Origin of the sequence: Mesorhizobium sp. CCNWLY176 (genome assembly GCF_037153935.1) — a bacterium.
GTDB classification, from domain to species: domain Bacteria; phylum Pseudomonadota; class Alphaproteobacteria; order Rhizobiales; family Rhizobiaceae; genus Mesorhizobium_M; species Mesorhizobium_M zhangyense.
This window is the reverse complement of the sequence record NZ_JBBBDZ010000002.1, coordinates 381,200-397,900: the sequence shown is the minus strand read 5'-3', so window position 1 is coordinate 397,900 and position 16,701 is coordinate 381,200. Positions and strand designations below refer to the sequence as shown.

Genomic DNA, 16,701 nt, shown 5'->3' with positions numbered 1-16,701 from the left:
ATGTTTGCCGGCTTCATCGCAATCATGCGGTCACGGCAATATCACGCAAGCGTGAAGAGCATGGCGGGATGTTTTCGTCCACCTTGCGCGTTGAAAAACCCAGGCAGCCAGTTTGCAACCCGGAGGACTATTGATGAAGAAGCTTATCCTCGCCGTATCGGCGCTCGCGCTCGCAGCTACGGCAGCCTTTGCCGATCCGATCGCCGACCGCCAGGCCCTCATGAAGGCAAACGGCAAGGCTGTCGGAAGCATCGCGCCGATCATGAAGGGCGAAAAGCCGTTCGATGCAGCACTTGTGCTGGAAGCCCTGAAGACGCTGAGCGACGATGCCCAGAAGATCGACGTCGCCGCCATGTTCCCGAAAGGAAGCGAAACGGGCGAGAAGACGACGGTTTCTCCGAAAATCTGGGAAGACACTGCAGGTTTTCAGGCTGCGGTCGACAAGTTCAAGGCCGACACGGCGGCAGCCGTCGCTGCGCCACCGACCGATATGGATTCCTTCAAGACCACATTCGGCAAGGTGACCTCCAATTGCGGCACCTGCCACGAAACCTTCCGTATAAAGAAGAGCTAATCGCCTTCGGATGGGTATCGCTGGAAAGCTGGCCGTCGGAGCCGTTCTGCTTTGCGGTGTCGGGGCGGCTGCTTTCTGGATCCTGACCGAACCGGTGCGGCTCGACGCGGCAGAAATCGCTGCCGTCGAATCGGGCGATCCGGTCAAGGGCGAGCGCATATTCTGGGCAGGGGGCTGTACCTCCTGCCACGCCCGCCCCAAGGCCGAAGGGGACGCCAAGCTCGAACTCGTCGGCGGCGTCGAGTTGAAGACGCAGTTCGGCACTTTTGTTGCCCCCAACATTTCGCAGGACAAGACGGACGGCATCGGCGCCTGGTCCGCCGAGGATTTCGTCAATGCCGTGCTGAAAGGTGTTTCTCCCTCCGGCGAGCATTTCTATCCAGCGTTTCCCTATGCTTCCTATGCGCGGATGAAGACTTCGGATGTCGCCGACCTCTATGCCTTCATGAAGACGCTGCCGGCGGTTGCCGGCAAAGCGCCGGACCATTCACTGAGCTTTCCTTTCAACATCCGCCGCGGGCTGGGCCTTTGGAAGCAGCTCTATGTCAGCCCGGAGCCTGTCGTCGCGCTCAACGATAGCGCGACGGAAGCGCAGATTGCCGGGCGCTATCTCGTCGAGGGGCCGGGACATTGCGGCGAATGCCATACACCGCGCGACCTCATCGGCGGGACCAGGAAGAGCCAATGGCTGGCGGGCGCGACAGCTGCGGAGGGGAACGGCATCGTCCCGAACCTCACATCGGGCGAGGGCGGTGTCACATGGTCAGAGAGTGAAATCGCCGACTATCTCGAAACCGGTTTCACGCCGGATTTCGATTCCGCCGGCGGCACCATGGCAGAGGTCCAGCGCAATATGGCGAAACTGACCAAGGAAGATCGCGCGGCGATCGCCGCCTATCTGAAAGCGATCCCGCCGCACCCGAACGGCTATCCGCCACGCAAGCAGCCGGCGAACTGATCCGTTCGCCGGCTGGACTTGAGGCTTACGCCGGTTCGGCTTTTGCCTTGCCGGTTACCTTGAGCGCGAAGGCGTAGTTGTAGGCGATCTCTTCCAATCGCGAGAAGCGTCCCGAAGCACCCGCGTGACCGGCATCCATGTTGATCTTGAACAGGACCGGATTCTCATCCTTCTTCAGCTTGCGCAGGCGCGCCGCCCATTTTGCCGGCTCCCAATAGGTGACGCGCGGGTCGGTGAGGCCGGCCACGGCCAGGATCGGCGGGTAAGAAAGAGCGCCGACATTGTCATAGGGCGAATAGGCGGCGATCGTCTTGTAGTCGGCTTCCGACGTGATCGGATTGCCCCACTCCGGCCATTCGGGCGGGGTCAGCGGCAGTGTGTCGTCGAGCATCGTGGTGAGAACGTCGACGAAAGGCACTTCTGCGATGATGCCGCCGAATGCTTCGGGCGCCATGTTGGCGATGGCGCCCATCAACATGCCGCCAGCCGAACCGCCCTGCGCGACGATGCGGTCGTGGCTGGTGTAGCGCTCGGCCACCAGATGGTGCGCGGCAGCGATGAAGTCGAGGAAGGTGTTGGTCTTTTTCTCGCGCTTGCCTTCGTCATACCAGGCATAGCCCTTGTCCTTGCCACCGCGAATATGGGCGAGGGCATAGACGAAGCCGCGATCGGCCAGCGACAGGCAGTTGGTGTTGAAGGACGCCGGGATGGCAATGCCGTAGGAACCATAGCCATAGAGCAGGCAAGGCGCCGAACCATCGAGCGGCGTATCGCGATGGTAGATAAGCGAGATCGGCACCAGTTCGCCGTCATGCGCCGGCGCCATCAGCCTCCGGGTCACATAGTCTTCGGGATTATGGCCGGAGGGAACTTCCTGCGTCTTCAAAAGAACCCGCTCGCGCGTGCGCAGATTGTAATCGAAGAGCTGGGTAGGCGTGGTCATCGACGAATAGGAAAAGCGGATGACATCGGTGTCGTACTCATAGGAGCCGCCGAGGCCGAGCGAAAACGCTTCCTCCTCGAAGGAGATCATGTGCTCCTCGCCGGTCTTGCGGTCATGCACGACGATGCGCGGCAGGCCTTCCTTGCGCTCCAGGCGAACCATGAAATCCTGGTAGCCGAGGACGGACAGGATCAGCCGGCCGGGCTCATGCGGCACCAGTTCCTTCCAGTTGGCGCGGCCCGGAGCGGTAACCGGCGCGGTCATGATCTTGAAATCCTTGGCGCCGTCGGCATTGGTCAGGATGAAGAAGATATCGCCGCCTTCCTCGAGATCATATTGCAGGCCGGTTTCGCGCGCCGCCACCAGTTGCGGCTCGGCATGCGGGTCGGCCATGCTGAGAAGCCGGTATTCCGATGTCTCGTGGTCGTTGATGCCGATGAAAATCCAGTCGTTGCGGCGCGAACCACCGACATTCATGAAGAAGCCGGGATCGGTCTCTTCAAAGACGAGGCGATCATTGGCCGGATCGTCGCCGAGAGCGTGGAAGAATATTTTTGACGGCCGGTGGTTCGGGTCGAGGCGCGTGTAGAAGAAGCCATCGTCCGATGCATTCCACACGCCCGAGCCGCCGGTGTCGGTGATCTGGTCTGAAATGTCCTTGCCGGTCGATAATTCGCGTACATGGAGTTTGAAGAATTCCGAACCCTTGTCGTCGTATGCCCAGAGCAGACGCTTGTGATCGGATGAGTGATCCACCCCGCCGATGCGGAAATAGGGTTTGCCTTCGGCCTCGGCATCGCCGTCGAGGATGATTTCCTCGGCGCCGCCGTCACGCGGCGTGCGGAAATAGCGCGGCTGCTCGCCGCCGATCTTGAAGGATGAGCCGTAGGCGAACGGCCCGTCCTTCATCGGCACGGAGGAATCGTCCTCCTTGATGCGGCCCTTCATCTCCTGGAACAGGCGCTTCTGCAGTTCGACCGTGTCTTCCATCAAGGCCGACTGATAGGCGTTCTCGGCATTGAGATGATCGCGGATAGCGGGATCGAGGGTGGACGGATCGCGAAACACCTCCTGCCAGTTGTCGGCGCGCAGCCAGGCGAATTCGTCGGTTCGGGTCACGCCATGGCGCGTGTCCGTCACCGGTCGCTCGTCGGTCTGCGGTGCCTCAATTTTCGGGAATATGCTGGAGCTGGTCATTGCGTCTCGCTTTGATGGGATTCTCAGGTAGGACTGAACACGGCTGACAGGCTGCGTTCAAGAGCCAGAAGAAAGGTCTTTTCCAGATTTACGTGCGTCCTGCGATAGGTAGACATGAAGAACCCGGCCTTCAAACAATGAACGCGGGATGATGGCGGAGTTTTGCCGGGAAAGACTTGCCCGGACGCTGCCCCCCGTTTATTCCACTGTCATCCACAAATCTGCACTGGCATATCGAGGTCGCCCGCGCCGGGCAACGGGATGGGAACGGGGGAACGGCTGCTGACATTTTTTGCGCTGATATTGCCGTTTCTGGCCGCTGCGGCGGCACCGCTCCTGACCCGCCTGCTGAAGCACAACGCAGCCTGGGTTCTGGCGCTTGCACCGCTTTGGATGTTCTCCCATTTCGCTGGAATGTTGGGGCCTGTTTCTGAGGGCGCGGCGATCGCCGGCGGCTTTGACTGGATTCCGAGCCTGGGTGTCCGTTTCTCCTGGTATATCGACGGGTTGTCGCTGACCTTCGCCCTGCTGATCACGGGCATCGGCACGCTGATCGTTCTCTATTCCGGCGGCTATCTCAAAGGCCATCCGCATCAGGGCCGGTTCTTCTCATTCATATTGATGTTCATGGGCGCGATGCAGGGACTGGTCGTTGCCGACTCGTTCCTGATGCTTTTCGTTTTCTGGGAACTGACCTCGATCACGTCGTTCCTTCTGATCGGTTTCGACCACGCCCGCGAAGCCTCGCGCCGTGCCGCGCTGCAGGCGCTGGTGGTCACCGGGCTCGGTGGCCTGTCGCTGCTGGCCGGCTTGCTGGTGATTGGAGCCGTGAGCGGCCAGGACGACCTTTCGGGTCTGCTGGCGTCGGGCGATCTCATGCGAAACAGCCCGCTATATCTGGCGGCACTTATTCTGTTGCTGGGCGGCGCATTCACCAAATCCGCGCAGTTTCCTTTCCATTTCTGGCTGCCCAACGCCATGGAGGCGCCGACGCCGGTGTCGGCCTACCTGCATTCGGCGACGATGGTGAAGGCCGGCGTCTATCTCGTCATGCGCATGAACCCGGTGATGGGCGACACGGTGGCGTGGGAGACGATACTGCCGCTGTTCGGCGGCGTGACACTGCTGGTTGGAACGCTGCTGGCTGTTCGCCAGACCGACCTGAAGCTGATGCTTGCCTATACGACGGTGGCGTCGCTCGGCCTGCTTGTCATGCTGACCGGCTTCGGCTCGGAAAAGGCCATTGAGGCGGCGGTGCTCTACCTGATCGCGCATTCCATGTTCAAGGGTGCGCTGTTCATGGTCGCGGGCCTGATCGATCATGAAAGCGGAACCCGCGACATCCGCTCGCTGGGCGGCTTGCGCGGCGCGATGCCGATTACCTTCGCAGCCGCGATCCTCGCAGCGCTTTCCATGGGTGGCTTGCCGCTTTTCTTCGGCTTCCTGGCCAAGGAAGAGATCTACGCCGCTACCGCGGTGGGCGGCGGCTGGGCCTTTTTGGTCACCATCGTAGCAATCGTCGGCAATACGCTGATGTTTGCCATCGCCTTTGCCGTGGGCTTGCGGCCGTTTTTTGGCGCACCCGCCAAGACGCCCAAGCACGCGCATGAAGGTCCTGTCCTGCTTTGGCTTGGCCCCGTTGTGCTGGCTCTTTCGGGTCTGCTTGCGGGGTTGTTTTCGACCGTTGCGCATCGATTGCTTTCCAGTCCGATGGCAAGCGCGGTTGCAGGGCAGGACCTGCAGATCGATATTTCGACCATGCCGCATATCGGCATCCCGCTGCTGCTCTCCGCGCTGACCATAGCGCTTGGCATCGTTGCGTATCTGGCGCTGGACAGGCTTCGCGCAAGCATGGCTTCGGTTCTGCAGGCGATCGGCTGGGGGCCGGATCGCGGCTTCGACCAGGCGATACGTGGACTGCTGCGGCTGTCGTTCGGCGTGACGAAAATTGTCCAGAACGGTCGGCTCGACATCTACATGACCGTGACCTTCATCGCGGTGGCACTGACGCTCCTGGTGCCGATGGTGCTGTTCGACGAATTGCCTTCCATGCCGGCGTTTCCCGATCTGTGGTTCTATGAATGGACCGTGGTTGCCATCGCGGTTATCGGCCTTGGGGCTGTTGTCTATGCGCAGGATCGGCTGACGGCGATCGTTTCGCTCGGCATTCAGGGGTTTGCGGTGGCGCTTCTGTTCATGCTGATGGGCGCGCCCGACCTGTCGTTCACGCAATTCATGGTCGAGACGCTCTCGGTGGTTATCCTGGCGCTCGTCATGACGCGGCTTCGGCTCAGCGTTTCCGACCATCGGCCGACGGGTCAGAAGGTGCTGGATATCAGCGTGGCCGGCGCCTGCGGCCTGGCCTTTGGCATGCTGCTGCTCAAGGTCACGCAGCTTCCCTTCGACGAGACGCTGAGCACGTTCTTCAAGAATTATTCGCTGGTCATCGCGCATGGCCGCAATGTCGTGAATGTCATCATCGTTGATTTCCGTGGACTGGATACGCTGGGCGAGATCGCCGTGGTCATGATCACCGGACTGGCGATTCTGGCTCTGATCCGTATTCGCACCAAGGACCAGACGGTCCCCACCAAACGGAAAGGAAGGCGCTGACATGCGAACGCTGATCTTCCGCACCGCCGCGCCCTATCTGACCAGCCTGATGCTGCTGTTTTCGATGTTCGTGCTGCTGCGCGGCCACAACGAACCCGGCGGCGGCTTCATCGGCGGGTTGATCGCCGCTTCGGCCTTTGCGATCTATGGCATCGCCTTCGGCGTGCCGGAGGTCAGGCGGTCGATGTATTTCCACCCCATGGCGATTTCGGGCTTCGGCCTGTTTCTGGCGGCCCTTTCCGGACTGCTGTCCTATGTGTTCCACGTGCCGTTCCTGACCGGGATTTGGACGTCGCCAAGCCTCTTCGGCATCACCGTCGATCTGTCGACCGTGATGTTCTTCGACATCGGCGTCTATCTGGTCGTGGTCGGCTCGATCACTTCCATCGCCCTTGCCCTTGAAGAAAGGGAGGAGGACTGATGGAAACGGTTCTTTCAGTACTGGTCGGAGTGTTCTTTGCCGTCGGCATCTATCTGATGCTGTCGAAACACGTGATCCGCATTCTTCTCGGCATCGCTATCTTCGGCAACGCCGTCAATCTGCTGATCTTCACGGTCGGCAGGATCACGCGTGAAGTGCCGCCGATCATTCCGCTTGGCTTCGACGTGCCGCCGGGACCGGTAGCCAATCCGCTGCCGCAGGCGCTGATCCTGACGGCAATCGTGATTTCCTTTTCCTTCTTCGCTTTCCTGCTGGTCCTTGCCTACCGCGCCTATCAGGAGATCGGCACGGACGATACGGACGGCATGCGCGTCGCCGAACCGGAAGGCGAGAGCCTTCCGCCGCTGGGGTATTGAGCGATGGCGGTTGAGCCCGGAAAAATAGTCGATGTGACGGCTGCCATGATCACCGCGCCGGTGACGGCCACGGATTGGCTCGTGATTGCGCCGGTCGTCATTCCGATCGTATTTGGCGCACTGCTGTTGATGTTCCGCCACGAAATGCGCTGGCATGGCATCGTCGCGCTGATCGGTCTTGGCGCCATGGTCGGCACCGAAGTGGCGCTCCTGCAGCACGTTCTTGCAAACGGCCCGCTTTCGATGACGATGGGAAGCTGGCTGCCGCCTTTCGGCATTTCCTTCACTGCCGACGCGTTGGGCGCGACATTTGCGCTGACATCCGGCATCGTAGCCTTCATCTGCGCGATCTTCGCCATACGCGACATCAATGTTTCCGGCCGGCGCTACGGCTTCTACCCATTCCTGATGCTGCTGATGGCGGGCGTCAGCGGGGCGTTCCTGACTGGCGATATCTTCAACCTCTATGTCTGGTTCGAGGTCTTCGTCATCTCGTCATTCGGGCTGCTGATCCTTGGATCGGAAAAAGCGCAGATCGACGGCGCGACCAAATATGCGATCCTGAACCTCGTAGCGACGACGCTGTTCCTGATCGCCACCGGCTATCTCTACGGTACCTTCGGCACGCTCAACATGGCCGACATCGCCCGCAAAGCCGAGGGCTTGCGCGCGACAGCTCCTTTGATGACGCTGGCCTCGCTCTATCTGCTGGCCTTCGGCATGAAGGCGGCGGCATTTCCGGTGAATTTCTGGCTGCCCGCTTCCTACCACACGCCGCGCATCGTGACGGCTGCCCTGTTCGGCGGCCTGCTGACCAAGATCGGCGTCTACGCGCTTCTGCGGACGCTGGTGATGCTTTTTCCGGTGGAGCGCAGTGTGCTGGCGGACCTCATTGGATGGGTTGCGATCCTGACCATGGTGCTTGGTGTCATGGGCGCGCTGGCGCAATCCGACACAAGGCGCATCTTCGGGTTCCTGGTGATTTCCGGTGTGGGTGTGATGCTGGCCGGGTTGGCGCTCGGCACGCAGACGGGCCTCTCCGGCGCGATCCTCTATGCCGTGCATTCCATGCTGGTCATGACGGCGCTTTATCTGCTGACAGGAATGATGAAGGAACTCGGCGGCAGTTTCTCACTGCGCGAACTTGCCGGGCTCTATCGAAGCACGCCGCTTTTGACTGCGATTGCGCTGGTGCTGGCGCTGGCCGTTGCCGGTCTGCCACCGGGCTCGGGCCTCTGGCCGAAGGTTCTGCTCGTAAAGGCCTCGCTGGAGGCAGATCAATGGTTGCTTGCCGGCGCGGTTCTGCTGAGCGGTTTCCTAACCACCATCGCCTTGGGCCGCGTGTTCATTCTGGCGTTCTGGCGGGATCGGGAAGCAAGTGCCCCAAAGGTGCTGGCAACCAATACGGCGTCACCGATTCTTGGCTACGGAGTTTTGCTGGCCTTGATGGTGCCGATCGTCGTTTTGGGCGTATATCCTGAACCATTCATCAAAATAGCCGACATAGCCGCCAGCGGACTGCTGCACAATGCCGGCTATATCAGCGCGGTATTTCCGGCGGGAGGCGGATGATGACGATCTACCTCGGCGTAATTCTGCTTGCTCTCGCATGGGCGGCTGTCACCGGCTCCTTCACCTTTCCAAACCTCGTGTTCGGCCTGGTTCTCGGAAGCCTGACGCTCTATCTCGTGCGTGAACAAAGGGGGCCGTTTCGCAGCGCCTTTCGGCCAGGCAAGGTGCTTTCGCTGGCTCTGCTGTTCGTGAAGGAACTGATTCTTTCGGCATGGCGTGTGGCCAGGCTCGTCGTTTCCCCCAGGATGGACCTGCGCCCCGGCATATTCGCCTATCCTTTGAGGGTGGACCGCGATTTCGAGATAACCTTGCTGGCAAACCTCATCACGCTCACGCCCGGGACGCTCTCGGTCGATGTGTCGGACGACAAGCGCCTGCTGTACGTCCATGCGATCGACTGCTCGGACCCGGAAGCGGCGATCAAGGACATCGAGACGGGTTTTGAGCGCAAGATACTGGAGGCGTTCCGATGATCTCCGGGGAAGACTTCCTGTCTTATTGCGTGACGGCTGCGCTCGCGTTGCTCAGCCTTTCCTTTCTGCTGACCGTTTTGCGGGTGCTGCGTGGACCGACGCTCCCCGATCGTATTCTCGCGCTAGACATGCTGGTGGCCATCGCCATCGGCTTCATCGCGGTTCTCGGCATCAAGACCGGCTATGCCTTTCATGTCGATATTGCTATCGCGCTAGGGCTCGTCGGTTTTCTTGCCACGGTCGCCTTTGCGCGTTTCGTGTTGAGCCGAGGGGCCAAAGACGTTGACGGCTCGAAGGGCACCAAAAGCCGGGCCAGGAGGGGAAAGCGATGATCGAACCGTTGCTTGATTATGTTGCAGGTATTCTGATCGTGATCGGCGCTATTTTTGCCTTGGTCGCATCGGTAGGCCTGCTTCGGCTGCCGGATCTGTATACGCGGATGCACGCGGCCTCCAAGGCCGGCACGTTGGGATCGTGCGTGATGTTGATTGCACTGGCAGTACAGTCACAGGATCTGGCCATATCGACCAGGGCGCTCGCGGGTGTGATATTCTTCCTGTTAACTGTTCCGATATCTTCGCATCTGCTTGCAAAGGCTGCACATGCTTCCGGTTATCGCATGTGGGACAAGTCGGTTAGGGATGATATTGAAGGTTTCGTGCAGAAGACGAAAAAAATCACGCGAAATTGATCCACTGGCAATAAAGATTATAGTGCGGAAGCTGCATTTATCGATGCCATTGAGCTTTCACCTACTTCAGCGTGCGAGATGTCAGTATCCTAAAGATATTTAGTGTGATTATCTGGACTGACCAAGGTCAAAAACAATAGATGAGAAAATATTTAATTGACTTACTTTGCGGTGAAGGTCATTAAGAAGGATCGACGCGAGTCGTAATGGTCTTGCCTGTCGTGAAATTCCGCAAAGCCCCACAAAATCAAAAAAAGGGGCGTTTTTGAAACTTATCCCTGGGGCCAGAAGAATATGGACATTACCGATACGTCTACCAAGAATTCCGAAATGCTGATCGAGCTGACGGCCGATGTGGTTGCTGCTTATGTCAGCAACAATCCAGTTCCGGTTGGCGAACTGCCAAATCTTATCGCCGACGTGCATGCAGCTCTCGGTCGTGTCGGTGGAGCTGTCGAACAGCCGCAGACCGACAAGCAGAAGCCTGCGGTGAACCCGAAGCGTTCGGTTCACGAAGAATACATCGTCTGCCTTGAGGACGGAAAGAAGTTCAAGTCGCTCAAGCGCCACCTGATGACCCATTACGGCCTGTCGCCCGACCAGTATCGTGAGAAGTGGGGCCTGGACCCTGCCTATCCGATGGTAGCGCCGAACTATGCGGCAGCTCGTTCGCAGCTGGCCAAGAAGATGGGCCTGGGCCGCAAGCGCAAGACGGCTAGTAAATAAACTGCAATCAATACAGTTTTGGCGGCGCCTTCGGGCGCCGTCTGCGTTTCTGCGTCCGGCATGGGGCGGGGGACGCAACCATTCGGGGCGGCAGCCCGGCATTGCGAAACCGGTCCAGCACCTGTTTCAACGCGATATGGCGGTTCAGGTCGTAGGTCCAATGCCTGCGCATGCCCTTAAGGCGCTCACGTTCGATCGCCCTTTCCAGGCGAAGTATCAGCCGTAGCCTTGGTTCGGGGGCGGCGGTTAGCGCCGTCGCCAAATCGATGCCGCAGGCCAGGTGAAGTGCTGCAAGTTGCCGGGCGTTTTCCGTCTCGGCCATCTGGCGGGCACGGAACGCCTGTGATTCAGCGCGAATGTCGTTCATTCAAGTGGGTTTCCTTTTTCTACCCGGTTGAACGCACTATCCGCCGCCTCCCAATGAGGGGGATAAAAATCGGCTTTTTATTTTTTCCGATGAGAAAAAAACAACGCTATTTCAATGCGATGAGTATTTTTGCCCATTAAATATGTTCCTCTTTTGTTCACAATCCGGCTGAGTGCAGATATAAGAACTTATTCCTACACGCGGAGGGAAAAGTTCAGTGCATCTCACGGCGGCAGTATCCAGAAATTACCAGGAAGAGACGGAGCCCCCACGCGTCTCGCTGGCGTCGACCGGTGGGCGGCAGGAAGAACGCATTATCGAATTGTGCGAAGGCATGATGGATATCACGGCTGCCTTGTTCAACGTGTCGAGCAAGGAATTGCGCAATCCTGGTCGTGGTGGCCTCGGCGTCTCTCGGGTCAGGCACATCGCGATGTATGTCACGCATGTCGCGCTGAGCGTGACGATGCGCGACGTCGGGACAGGTTTCGGGCGCGACCGCACCACGGTTATGTACGCCTGTCATCTGGTCGAGGATTTGCGGGACGACGCGGACTTCGATCGCATGGTTGCGCTTACCGAGCGGGTCGCACTGGCAGCATTCGGCAACAAAGCGAGCTTTTGAAATGACGCAAAGCACGATCGAAGAGAATGAAGCCTGCCGGCGGATCTCGAGCTTTCTGTCCAAAGGCCCCGCCGTGGTTCAGGAGACGGCGGTCGACGGGAAACTTCTGCTCGAAAGCGAAGAGCACGGGACGATCGCCGTGGATCGGGAAGCTCTTGTCGATCTGATCGGTCGTGGTGTCGTTGCCCGGCGCGATGACAAGGTGAGGCTAGCGATGGATTATCCGGCTGGAGCTCAGGCCGCAGCGGTAACCGAAACCGCCTGTCAGCAGCGGCAGTGCGATTTTGAAACGAGGGTGATTGAAATCGACGGTGTTTCTGCGCTGGCTACGGTCAATCTTTCCGAATCGCCGCTTGGGCAGTTGATGCGTCGCAAGACAAGGAATGGCGCGCCCTTCCTGTCGCTGGCCGAATTCGAGGCGGGCGAGCGCCTGCGCTCGGATTACACGCGCGGTCAGATCATGCCGCGGCTGGGCGCGAACTGGGTAGCCAGCGTTGCTTCCGGCAAACGCGGCGGCGGCAACGGGATCGCTGAGTTGACCGACTCGGCACTCGCCGCGCGCCAGCGGGTTGATCGGGCAATCGTCGTCGTTGGCCCGGAGCTTTCAGGCGTTCTCATCGACGTATGCTGCTTCCTGAAAGGGCTGGAGCAAGTGGAACTGGAACGCGGATGGCCGGTACGGTCGGCCAAGATTGTCCTGAAGACAGCGCTCGGTGTGCTGAGCAGGCATTATCGTCCGCAATCAGTCATGCCGAGCCAGGCGAAAAGAATGCTGCATTGGGGAAGTGAAGACTATCGCCCCTCATTGGACAGGTGACGGCTGGCAGCGGCTCATGCCGGCTGCAGCGCTGCCTCGGCGTCGCGCTTGATACGCTTCACCATAGAGCGAAGCCCGTTTGCCCGCTGCGGCGTCAGATGTTCGTCGAGGCCGAGAGAACGCAAAACGGCCTCGGCGTCCGTCGTGATAATTTCGCTGGCGCGCCTGCCGGAAAAAAGCGCGAGCATGATCGCAACGAGCCCGCGAACGATATGAGCGTCCGAATCGCCCTGGAAATTGATGACCGGATCGACGCCTTCGGCGGGCTCGGTAAGGAGCCAGACCTGACTGACGCAACCTTGAACCTTGTGGGCATCGTCGCGTGCCGAGTCCGGATAGGGAGGCAGGGCCTCACCAAGCTCGATGACATAGCGGTAACGATCTTCCCATTCGTCAAGGAAGGCGAAGTCCTCGCGGATGCTTTGCATAGTTGCGCTCATGCGCTCGATATAATGCCGCGGCCGCGCGACGTCACGGAAAAAGAAAGACACCGCAGGCGCCGAGAGGGCAGACTGGCCTGCGGTGTGGCCGCCTCGCTGGGCGGCAAAGAGAAATCGTTAGTTGGCAGCCGGTGCTTCCGGCGCGACCGGCGGGACGCTGCCGGTTTTCGTCGCGGTGTCGGGCTCGCCGAATTTGCTGTCGAGCATCTCGAAGGCGATTTTGGCCGCTTCGCGAGCCCTTATGCCGACCGTGTGCATGGCGGATTTGCCGACTTCGCAGACTTCCGGTTTGCGTTCGCAGATGCCGCTGACATCGCCGACCGCTTCCCGGGCGGCAAGGAACGCCTGAATGGCATTTACATTCGGCTGGTCGCTCTTTGTCTCACCGAAATCGAACGGGAGCACCAGAAGAACCAGTGAAAACCAGAATGCAGTCTTTATGAGAAAGCCCATGTCCTTGCCCTCTGCTAACGTCGGTCATGCGTCTTGTCCGGCACGACTCGTTTTGTTGAGGGGAGATTGACATGGCCGCCCAAAGGACGGCTTGCAGAACTCGACGGCATTTTCGGCAAATTTTGCTAAAATTTTAAACGATCGGATGCCCAGCGTTCCCAGATAGCGTCTCTGCAAAAGCGGTAACCTTTGGCTAACCATATAAGCTGCTGTTCCTGATCGATATTTCCGACTGACAAGGATGCGGCCTGCGCCGGGCGTCGTGTTTTCGAGGCATTTGGCGACCTAACCATCTGTTTACTATGCAACAAACTGGCAGCGGTTTTCGCAGCCGCCGTACCGATATTCGCCATCAGCAGGGTACTGAAAGGGCCTGCCTTATCCATTCTTTAAAGGCTGGATGCGAGTTTCGAAGCCAATCAATAAGCGATCCGCGAAGCGGACCAGATGCGAGTGCGTTGAGTGAGTTTGTTTACCACCAGATCCAGCGAAGTGTTCGGCGCCATTGCCGCCGCCTGCGACCGGTTGGTGCACCCTTCGGTGGCCGAGGCCTTTGCGCGCGCCCGTCAACAGCGCATGGTCGGCATCCTGCTGGCAGCTCCGTTTTTCGCTTCTGTCGCTGCCGCCTTTTTCCTGCCTGCTTCGCTGGGCGCTGCGACGACGCTGACCGTGGTTTGCGCCGCCTTCAGCGTCGCCTGGGCCGGTATCGTGCTGATCGGCTCCACCGCTGAAGATAAAGTTGCTGGCAGCGTTTCGCTGGTCGTCGGCTGCCTTGCGCTTTCAGTTCTTATATCTGCCGCCGGTGGTACGGCGTCTCCAATGACTGCCATGATATTGGCGCTGCCGTTGGAAGCCTATTGGCAGCGCCGCACAGTGCGGTCGGCATTGTGGAGTGGCGCGGCTGCGCTGGCGGTACTGCCGCTGCAGGCGATTCTCAGTACGGCCGTTTTCACCGAAACCGCGTCGGTTTCAGCTTGGCACTGGCTGGTTCCGCTGGCCTATCTGGCATCGCTGCTGCCTCGGATCGGTGGATTTGTCGGCGTGCAGAATCAAGGCGAGCAAAACGAAAGCCATCCAAGGCTTGAGGATATCGTCGACGCCGTGGTGTTTCGCATGGCGCAAAGCGGCGATGTTGCCGATGTCTCGGCGCAGGCTCGGACCAAATTGCACCTCGCTCCGGAGCTTCTGCTCGGAACGGGGCTGTTCGATCGCATTCATATTTCCGACCGGGTCGGCTACCTCTGCGCACTCGCCGATCTGCGCGATGGCGCCGCGCGACAGACCGTTGAAGCCCGTATTCGCCTGCCGCAGCGCAACGGCAGCGATGCGAGCGATAACTACCGGCCTTTCCTGATCGAACTGATGAATGACGGGGATGAAGGCAATGGCTTTACGCTGCTCGTCCGCGAGAATGATGAACTGGCCGGCCTGCGTGCCGAACTGACCGTGGCTGCTGAGGCGGCTGAAACGCTCGAACTCGCCAAGGGACGCTTCCTGGCAGCGGTCAGCCACGAACTGCGCACGCCGCTCAACGCCATCATCGGCTTTTCTGATATGCTGATCCACGAGATGTTCGGCGGCTTCAAAGATACGAGGCAGAAGGAATATGTCACGCTGGTGCGCGATTCCGGCCACCACCTGCTGTCGGTCGTGAACTCGATACTCGATGTGTCGAAGATCGAATCGGGTGCATATGCCACCAACCCGGAACTGTTCCGCTTTGCCGATGCCGTTGAGATGTGCCGTTCGATGATGAGCCTCCAGGCTGAAGCCAAGTCGATTTCGCTTGCAACGCAGATCGCCCCGGAAGCAGGCGAAATTCACGCCGACCAGCGCGCGGTCCAGCAGATGCTGATCAATCTGGTATCCAATGCCATCAAGTTCACGCCGAATGGCGGCAGTGTCACCGTCGGCGGCAAGCGACTCGGCTCGCGGCTGCATTTCTGGGTCAGCGACAACGGCATCGGCATCGCCGATGACGACCTTTGCCGGCTGGGCAAGCCCTTTACACAGGTGCAGAACGACTATACCCGCCAGTTCGAAGGGACAGGTCTTGGCCTCTCGCTGGTGAAGGGGCTGGTTACGCTCCACGAAGGAACGATGTCCATCGAAAGCGCGCTGGGCGAGGGGACGACTGTGACCATAACCCTTCCCGTCGCCGGTCCGGCTAAAAAGGAGCCGGCGAAGAAGGGGGCATTGCTGCCGTTGGAGGCTGGCAGGAAAAAGGAGACCGGGCATGGCGCGCTCCGCAAAACGGCCTGAGAAACGCGCTCCGAAGCCAGGTCCGCTTGAAGGGAGCGTGCTTGCTCTCGGCGGGATGATCTCGCGAAATCCGGTACTAGTGGGCGGTTCGACCGCATTTCTGGTTGCGCTGTTCTATGTGTCGGCCAATGCGCTGTGGTACCAGCCCCATGCTCACACCAGTGCGTTTTTCGCGACGCGGGAATTCAGTCTTCTGCCAGCGCGCAGTGAGTCCGCTTTGCTTGAGCCGGAAACGACAATCCATATCGAGCGTCCCGAAGAGGTGCCCGCCGCGCCTGCGCGACCGAAGAGCGATCCGGCGGTTGAACAGGTTCAGGCTATCCTGAAGGATCTCAATTTCTATGCCGGCACGGTCGACGGCATATCGGGCCCGGCAACGACAAAGGCGATAGAAACCTATCAGCGAAAGATGGGCCTGACGCCATCCGGCAAGATCGATCAGCAGCTTTTGAGTCAGCTGGGCGCAAATCCGACCACGGCCGGCATAACGCCGGCGCCAGCGCCTCGTCCGCAACCGGTGCAGCAAACACCAACGCCAATTCCGGCGGTGCAGCCAGTTTCTGCGCCCGCGCCCAGCCCTCGGGTTTCGAAGATTCAGGCCGGGCTGAAGGCATTCGGCAATGACGGCATCGAGATTGACGGGCTGGTCGGTGCACGGACGAAGTCGGCTATCCGGGAATTCCAGTCGCTTTTCGGGTTGCCCGAGACCGGCGAGCCGGACGAAGCCGTCTATGTGAAGATGAAGGAAATCGGCCTGACGAAATGAGGCTGGCGCATATCCGGGCGACCGGATAAGCGTTGCCCTCCTTTATCAGCGTGAGCCGTTCATCTCCATGCGCGTCACCACCGACTTTTGGGTTTCCGCACTCCTGCGCCGGGTTTTCAGCGCCGGCGGCTTTGCTGCGATCGTCAAGCGCGGGGCGACGGAAGCCGGTGCAGTCTTCGTCATGTCGCGCAACCGCCTTGGCGAAACGGCTCTATACGGGCCTGCGCCGCAGACCAGCTACGATTCAGCCCGCCCGGACGAGAGGCATTTTTCATCGCTGAATGTCGGCGAGGACGCAGCCGCTCTGGAGGCTCGCCTGGAAAAGGAAAAGCGTTTCGATCCTGACATCTGGGTGGTCGAGATCGAGGCGGGACAGACGCCGGTCGAAGATCTGATATCCGTCACGAAACTTTGAGCCGTGTGCGC

At 59.7% G+C, this 16,701-nt stretch carries 19 protein-coding genes; 15 read left to right on the top strand and 4 right to left on the bottom strand.

Going from position 1 to position 16,701, the window contains the following annotated elements:
* Positions 1 to 133: 133 nt before the first annotated feature.
* Both WBQ96_RS04830 and WBQ96_RS04825 read left to right on the top strand, forming a co-directional pair.
* Positions 134 to 574, top strand: a complete 441-nt coding sequence (locus WBQ96_RS04830) for a c-type cytochrome (RefSeq protein ID WP_165115287.1) — start codon at positions 134 to 136, stop codon at positions 572 to 574.
* Positions 575 to 584: 10 nt separating this feature from the next.
* The gene (locus WBQ96_RS04825) at positions 585 to 1,532 is read left to right on the top strand and encodes a c-type cytochrome (RefSeq protein ID WP_336547884.1); all 948 of its coding nucleotides are present in this window, start codon (positions 585 to 587) and stop codon (positions 1,530 to 1,532) included.
* 25 nt (positions 1,533 to 1,557) lie between these two features.
* Here the strand turns inward: WBQ96_RS04825 and WBQ96_RS04820 are convergent, their stop codons facing one another.
* Positions 1,558 to 3,672 carry a S9 family peptidase gene (locus WBQ96_RS04820; protein WP_336547882.1) on the bottom strand — a complete coding sequence of 705 codons (2,115 nt, stop codon included), beginning with the start codon at positions 3,670 to 3,672 and terminating at the stop codon, positions 1,558 to 1,560.
* Positions 3,673 to 3,933: 261 nt separating this feature from the next.
* On the opposite strand from WBQ96_RS04820, the gene WBQ96_RS04815 reads away from it, so the two are divergent.
* The 8 genes from WBQ96_RS04815 to WBQ96_RS04780 all read left to right on the top strand — a co-directional run bounded on the left by WBQ96_RS04815 (position 3,934) and on the right by WBQ96_RS04780 (position 10,545).
* The gene (locus WBQ96_RS04815; protein ID WP_336547880.1) at positions 3,934 to 6,285 is read left to right on the top strand and encodes a putative monovalent cation/H+ antiporter subunit A; all 2,352 of its coding nucleotides are present in this window, start codon (positions 3,934 to 3,936) and stop codon (positions 6,283 to 6,285) included.
* Between the two features lies 1 nt (position 6,286).
* Positions 6,287 to 6,706, top strand: coding sequence for a Na+/H+ antiporter subunit B (locus WBQ96_RS04810; protein ID WP_336547878.1), 420 nt, complete (start codon positions 6,287 to 6,289; stop codon positions 6,704 to 6,706).
* Complete coding sequence (locus WBQ96_RS04805; protein ID WP_336547876.1) at positions 6,706 to 7,083, top strand: Na+/H+ antiporter subunit C; 378 nt, start codon at positions 6,706 to 6,708, stop codon at positions 7,081 to 7,083. Before WBQ96_RS04810 ends, WBQ96_RS04805 begins: the two co-directional genes overlap by 1 nt.
* 3 nt (positions 7,084 to 7,086) lie before the next feature.
* Positions 7,087 to 8,655, top strand: a complete 1,569-nt coding sequence (locus WBQ96_RS04800) for a Na+/H+ antiporter subunit D (protein ID WP_336547874.1) — start codon at positions 7,087 to 7,089, stop codon at positions 8,653 to 8,655.
* Complete coding sequence (locus WBQ96_RS04795) at positions 8,655 to 9,128, top strand: Na+/H+ antiporter subunit E (protein WP_336548196.1); 474 nt, start codon at positions 8,655 to 8,657, stop codon at positions 9,126 to 9,128. The genes WBQ96_RS04800 and WBQ96_RS04795 overlap by 1 nt, the downstream gene beginning before the upstream one ends.
* On the top strand, positions 9,125 to 9,460 hold the full coding sequence (locus WBQ96_RS04790; RefSeq protein ID WP_336547872.1) for a cation:proton antiporter: 336 nt from the start codon (positions 9,125 to 9,127) through the stop codon (positions 9,458 to 9,460). The genes WBQ96_RS04795 and WBQ96_RS04790 overlap by 4 nt, the downstream gene beginning before the upstream one ends.
* Positions 9,457 to 9,819 carry a monovalent cation/H(+) antiporter subunit G gene (gene mnhG / locus WBQ96_RS04785; RefSeq protein WP_165115305.1) on the top strand — a complete coding sequence of 121 codons (363 nt, stop codon included), beginning with the start codon at positions 9,457 to 9,459 and terminating at the stop codon, positions 9,817 to 9,819. Before WBQ96_RS04790 ends, mnhG begins: the two co-directional genes overlap by 4 nt.
* 294 nt (positions 9,820 to 10,113) lie before the next feature.
* On the top strand, positions 10,114 to 10,545 hold the full coding sequence (locus tag WBQ96_RS04780; protein WP_091913869.1) for a MucR family transcriptional regulator: 432 nt from the start codon (positions 10,114 to 10,116) through the stop codon (positions 10,543 to 10,545).
* 7 nt (positions 10,546 to 10,552) lie between these two features.
* Here WBQ96_RS04780 and WBQ96_RS04775 read toward each other — a convergent pair whose 3' ends face one another.
* A complete protein-coding gene (locus tag WBQ96_RS04775) occupies positions 10,553 to 10,912 on the bottom strand; it encodes a cytoplasmic protein (protein WP_336547866.1) in 360 nt (119 codons plus the stop codon).
* A 217-nt stretch (positions 10,913 to 11,129) separates the two neighbouring features.
* Here WBQ96_RS04775 and WBQ96_RS04770 point away from each other — a divergent pair, with 217 nt between their 5' ends.
* Together WBQ96_RS04770 and WBQ96_RS04765 are read left to right on the top strand one after the other, a co-directional pair.
* Complete coding sequence (locus tag WBQ96_RS04770; protein WP_336547864.1) at positions 11,130 to 11,537, top strand: helix-turn-helix domain-containing protein; 408 nt, start codon at positions 11,130 to 11,132, stop codon at positions 11,535 to 11,537.
* Position 11,538: 1 nt separating this feature from the next.
* Positions 11,539 to 12,354 (top strand): DUF6456 domain-containing protein, encoded by an 816-nt coding sequence (locus tag WBQ96_RS04765; protein ID WP_336547862.1) that lies wholly within the window; start codon positions 11,539 to 11,541, stop codon positions 12,352 to 12,354.
* A gap of 14 nt (positions 12,355 to 12,368) precedes the next feature.
* On the opposite strand, the gene WBQ96_RS04760 is transcribed toward WBQ96_RS04765, so the two are convergent.
* Both WBQ96_RS04760 and WBQ96_RS04755 read right to left on the bottom strand, forming a co-directional pair.
* Positions 12,369 to 12,794, bottom strand: coding sequence for a SufE family protein (locus WBQ96_RS04760; RefSeq protein ID WP_336547860.1), 426 nt, complete (start codon positions 12,792 to 12,794; stop codon positions 12,369 to 12,371).
* Between the two features lie 117 nt (positions 12,795 to 12,911).
* On the bottom strand, positions 12,912 to 13,247 hold the full coding sequence (locus tag WBQ96_RS04755; RefSeq protein ID WP_336547858.1) for a DUF5330 domain-containing protein: 336 nt from the start codon (positions 13,245 to 13,247) through the stop codon (positions 12,912 to 12,914).
* Positions 13,248 to 13,772: 525 nt separating this feature from the next.
* Between WBQ96_RS04755 and WBQ96_RS04750 the strand changes: the two genes are divergently transcribed.
* The 3 genes from WBQ96_RS04750 (at position 13,773) to WBQ96_RS04740 (ending at position 16,690) form a co-directional block, all read left to right on the top strand.
* Positions 13,773 to 15,509 (top strand): sensor histidine kinase, encoded by a 1,737-nt coding sequence (locus tag WBQ96_RS04750; RefSeq protein WP_442920799.1) that lies wholly within the window; start codon positions 13,773 to 13,775, stop codon positions 15,507 to 15,509.
* Positions 15,484 to 16,275, top strand: a complete 792-nt coding sequence (locus tag WBQ96_RS04745; RefSeq protein ID WP_336547854.1) for a peptidoglycan-binding domain-containing protein — start codon at positions 15,484 to 15,486, stop codon at positions 16,273 to 16,275. The genes WBQ96_RS04750 and WBQ96_RS04745 overlap by 26 nt, the downstream gene beginning before the upstream one ends.
* A 67-nt stretch (positions 16,276 to 16,342) precedes the next feature.
* Positions 16,343 to 16,690: a DUF1491 family protein gene (locus WBQ96_RS04740; protein WP_165115311.1), complete on the top strand. Its 348-nt coding sequence runs from the start codon at positions 16,343 to 16,345 to the stop codon at positions 16,688 to 16,690.
* Positions 16,691 to 16,701: the final 11 nt, after the last annotated feature.

Bases quoted from the DNA above. Each gene is read 5' to 3' on its own strand.
- WBQ96_RS04810 (WP_336547878.1), top strand. From the start codon at position 6,287: ATGCGAACGCTGATCTTCCGCACCGCCGCGCCCTATCTGACCAGCCTG.
- WBQ96_RS04765 (WP_336547862.1), top strand. From the start codon at position 11,539: ATGACGCAAAGCACGATCGAAGAGAATGAAGCCTGCCGGCGGATCTCG.
- WBQ96_RS04740 (WP_165115311.1), top strand. From the start codon at position 16,343: ATGCGCGTCACCACCGACTTTTGGGTTTCCGCACTCCTGCGCCGGGTT.
- WBQ96_RS04795 (WP_336548196.1), top strand. From the start codon at position 8,655: ATGACGATCTACCTCGGCGTAATTCTGCTTGCTCTCGCATGGGCGGCT.
- WBQ96_RS04775 (WP_336547866.1), bottom strand. From the start codon at position 10,912: ATGAACGACATTCGCGCTGAATCACAGGCGTTCCGTGCCCGCCAGATG.
- WBQ96_RS04780 (WP_091913869.1), top strand. From the start codon at position 10,114: ATGGACATTACCGATACGTCTACCAAGAATTCCGAAATGCTGATCGAG.
- WBQ96_RS04800 (WP_336547874.1), top strand. From the start codon at position 7,087: ATGGCGGTTGAGCCCGGAAAAATAGTCGATGTGACGGCTGCCATGATC.
- WBQ96_RS04760 (WP_336547860.1), bottom strand. From the start codon at position 12,794: ATGAGCGCAACTATGCAAAGCATCCGCGAGGACTTCGCCTTCCTTGAC.
- WBQ96_RS04815 (WP_336547880.1), top strand. From the start codon at position 3,934: ATGGGAACGGGGGAACGGCTGCTGACATTTTTTGCGCTGATATTGCCG.
- mnhG (WP_165115305.1), top strand. From the start codon at position 9,457: ATGATCGAACCGTTGCTTGATTATGTTGCAGGTATTCTGATCGTGATC.
- WBQ96_RS04790 (WP_336547872.1), top strand. From the start codon at position 9,125: ATGATCTCCGGGGAAGACTTCCTGTCTTATTGCGTGACGGCTGCGCTC.
- WBQ96_RS04830 (WP_165115287.1), top strand. From the start codon at position 134: ATGAAGAAGCTTATCCTCGCCGTATCGGCGCTCGCGCTCGCAGCTACG.
- WBQ96_RS04805 (WP_336547876.1), top strand. From the start codon at position 6,706: ATGGAAACGGTTCTTTCAGTACTGGTCGGAGTGTTCTTTGCCGTCGGC.
- WBQ96_RS04825 (WP_336547884.1), top strand. From the start codon at position 585: ATGGGTATCGCTGGAAAGCTGGCCGTCGGAGCCGTTCTGCTTTGCGGT.
- WBQ96_RS04820 (WP_336547882.1), bottom strand. From the start codon at position 3,672: ATGACCAGCTCCAGCATATTCCCGAAAATTGAGGCACCGCAGACCGAC.
- WBQ96_RS04745 (WP_336547854.1), top strand. From the start codon at position 15,484: ATGGCGCGCTCCGCAAAACGGCCTGAGAAACGCGCTCCGAAGCCAGGT.
- WBQ96_RS04755 (WP_336547858.1), bottom strand. From the start codon at position 13,247: ATGGGCTTTCTCATAAAGACTGCATTCTGGTTTTCACTGGTTCTTCTG.